This is a genomic window from Billgrantia antri, assembly GCF_019430905.1.
Classification (GTDB): domain Bacteria; phylum Pseudomonadota; class Gammaproteobacteria; order Pseudomonadales; family Halomonadaceae; genus Halomonas; species Halomonas antri.
Genome location: NZ_JAHYCA010000001.1, coordinates 912,781 through 915,046 on the forward strand (window position 1 = coordinate 912,781; position 2,266 = coordinate 915,046).

General features: G+C 57.0%; 3 tRNA genes, 1 rRNA gene and 1 other annotated feature (1 of these 5 cut by a window edge). All 4 genes read right to left on the minus strand.

The features are described 5' to 3' along the window. Positions 1 to 74: a sequence feature (mutual gap in cmsearch alignment for this rRNA model is longer than 100), on the minus strand (it extends 2,544 nt beyond the left edge of the window). Beyond that, positions 1 to 76 (minus strand) — tRNA-Ala (locus KPL81_RS20870). Its footprint overlaps the feature before it by 74 nt. A gap of 109 nt (positions 77 to 185) precedes the next feature. Next, positions 186 to 282 (minus strand) — tRNA-OTHER (locus KPL81_RS04295). A 16-nt stretch (positions 283 to 298) separates the two neighbouring features. Beyond that, positions 299 to 375 (minus strand) — tRNA-Ile (locus KPL81_RS04300). Between the two features lie 93 nt (positions 376 to 468). Continuing rightward, positions 469 to 2,008, minus strand: a 16S ribosomal RNA gene (locus tag KPL81_RS04305). Between the last annotated feature and the right edge of the window lie 258 nt (positions 2,009 to 2,266).

Here is a 2,266-nt window from a genome sequence, read left to right on the forward strand (position 1 = left end):
TGGTGGAGCCAAGCGGGATCGAACCGCTGACCTCCTGCGTGCAAGGCAGGCGCTCTCCCAGCTGAGCTATGGCCCCACTGATCATCGCGTTGCGACATGCGATGAATTTCGTCGGAGACAAGGCGCTTTGGGCCGACGCATAGCCTGCTATGCGAGGTTCAAAGCAACGCCGTATCCGGCGAAATTGGTGGGTCTGGGCAGATTTGAAATAAACCCGGCGACCTCACCCTTCTCTTTACAGAACTTCCGGGGGTGCGCTCTCACCAACTGAGCGACAGACCCGGCCGAAGCTCGAGAATGGTGGGTCTGGGCAGATTTGAACTGCCGACCTCACCCTTATCAGGGGTGCGCTCTAACCAACTGAGCTACAGACCCATTGGTCGCGCTGGGTCCATACCCAAACAGTCTTTGCTCTGGCCGATCAGGTAATTCATTGTGAGCACTTGCCGCGAGGCGTGATGCGTCGTTTAAGGAGGTGATCCAGCCGCAGGTTCCCCTACGGCTACCTTGTTACGACTTCACCCCAGTCATGAACCACACCGTGGTGATCGCCCTCCCGAAGGTTAGGCTAACCACTTCTGGTGCAGTCCACTCCCATGGTGTGACGGGCGGTGTGTACAAGGCCCGGGAACGTATTCACCGTGACATTCTGATTCACGATTACTAGCGATTCCGACTTCACGGAGTCGAGTTGCAGACTCCGATCCGGACTGAGATCGGCTTTCTGGGATTGGCTTGCCCTCGCGAGCTCGCAACCCTTTGTACCGACCATTGTAGCACGTGTGTAGCCCTACCCGTAAGGGCCATGATGACTTGACGTCGTCCCCACCTTCCTCCGGTTTGTCACCGGCAGTCTCCCTAGAGTTCCCGACCGAATCGCTGGCAAATAGGGACAAGGGTTGCGCTCGTTACGGGACTTAACCCAACATTTCACAACACGAGCTGACGACAGCCATGCAGCACCTGTCTCTGCGTTCCCGAAGGCACCCCTTCGTCTCCGAAGGGTTCGCAGGATGTCAAGGGTAGGTAAGGTTCTTCGCGTTGCATCGAATTAAACCACATGCTCCACCGCTTGTGCGGGCCCCCGTCAATTCATTTGAGTTTTAACCTTGCGGCCGTACTCCCCAGGCGGTCGACTTATCGCGTTAACTGCGCCACAAAGTCCGCGAAGGACCCAACGGCTAGTCGACATCGTTTACGGCGTGGACTACCAGGGTATCTAATCCTGTTTGCTACCCACGCTTTCGCACCTCAGCGTCAGTGTCAGTCCAGAAGGCCGCCTTCGCCACTGGTATTCCTCCCGATCTCTACGCATTTCACCGCTACACCGGGAATTCTACCTTCCTCTCCTGCACTCTAGCCTGACAGTTCCGGATGCCGTTCCCAGGTTGAGCCCGGGGCTTTCACAACCGGCTTATCAAGCCGCCTACGCGCGCTTTACGCCCAGTAATTCCGATTAACGCTCGCACCCTCCGTATTACCGCGGCTGCTGGCACGGAGTTAGCCGGTGCTTCTTCTGTGGGTGATGTCTTCCCTGACGGGTATTAACCGTCAGGCGTTCTTCCCCACTGAAAGTGCTTTACAACCCGAGGGCCTTCTTCACACACGCGGCATGGCTGGATCAGGGTTGCCCCCATTGTCCAATATTCCCCACTGCTGCCTCCCGTAGGAGTTCGGGCCGTGTCTCAGTCCCGATGTGGCTGATCATCCTCTCAGACCAGCTACGGATCGTCGCCTTGGTGAGCCATTACCTCACCAACCAGCTAATCCGACATAGGCTCATCCGATAGCGCAAGGTCCGAAGAGCCCCTGCTTTCTCCCGTAGGACGTATGCGGTATTAGCCTGGGTTTCCCCAGGTTATCCCCCACTACCGGGCAGATTCCTATGCATTACTCACCCGTCCGCCGCTCGCCACCAGGGAGCAAGCTCCCCGTGCTGCCGCTCGACTTGCATGTGTTAGGCCTGCCGCCAGCGTTCAATCTGAGCCATGATCAAACTCTTCAGTTTAAGATCGTAGAGTCCGTTAAGCGGACCAAACTTGGCTCAAGGTCAAAGCTTCTCAAAAGACCCGAAGGTCTCGACGAGTCGCTTGCCTTGAAATGGTGTGACTTCTCACCACCTCATCGACAAGCGCCCACATGAATTACCTGATCGATTGTTAAAGAGCGTCTCGCTTGCTGTCGGGGCCGTGAGGCCTCGCCAGCGCCCTGCGAGGAAGGCGTATTCTACTGAAGCGCCGGAGTTTGTCAACTCTCTTCGAGGCCG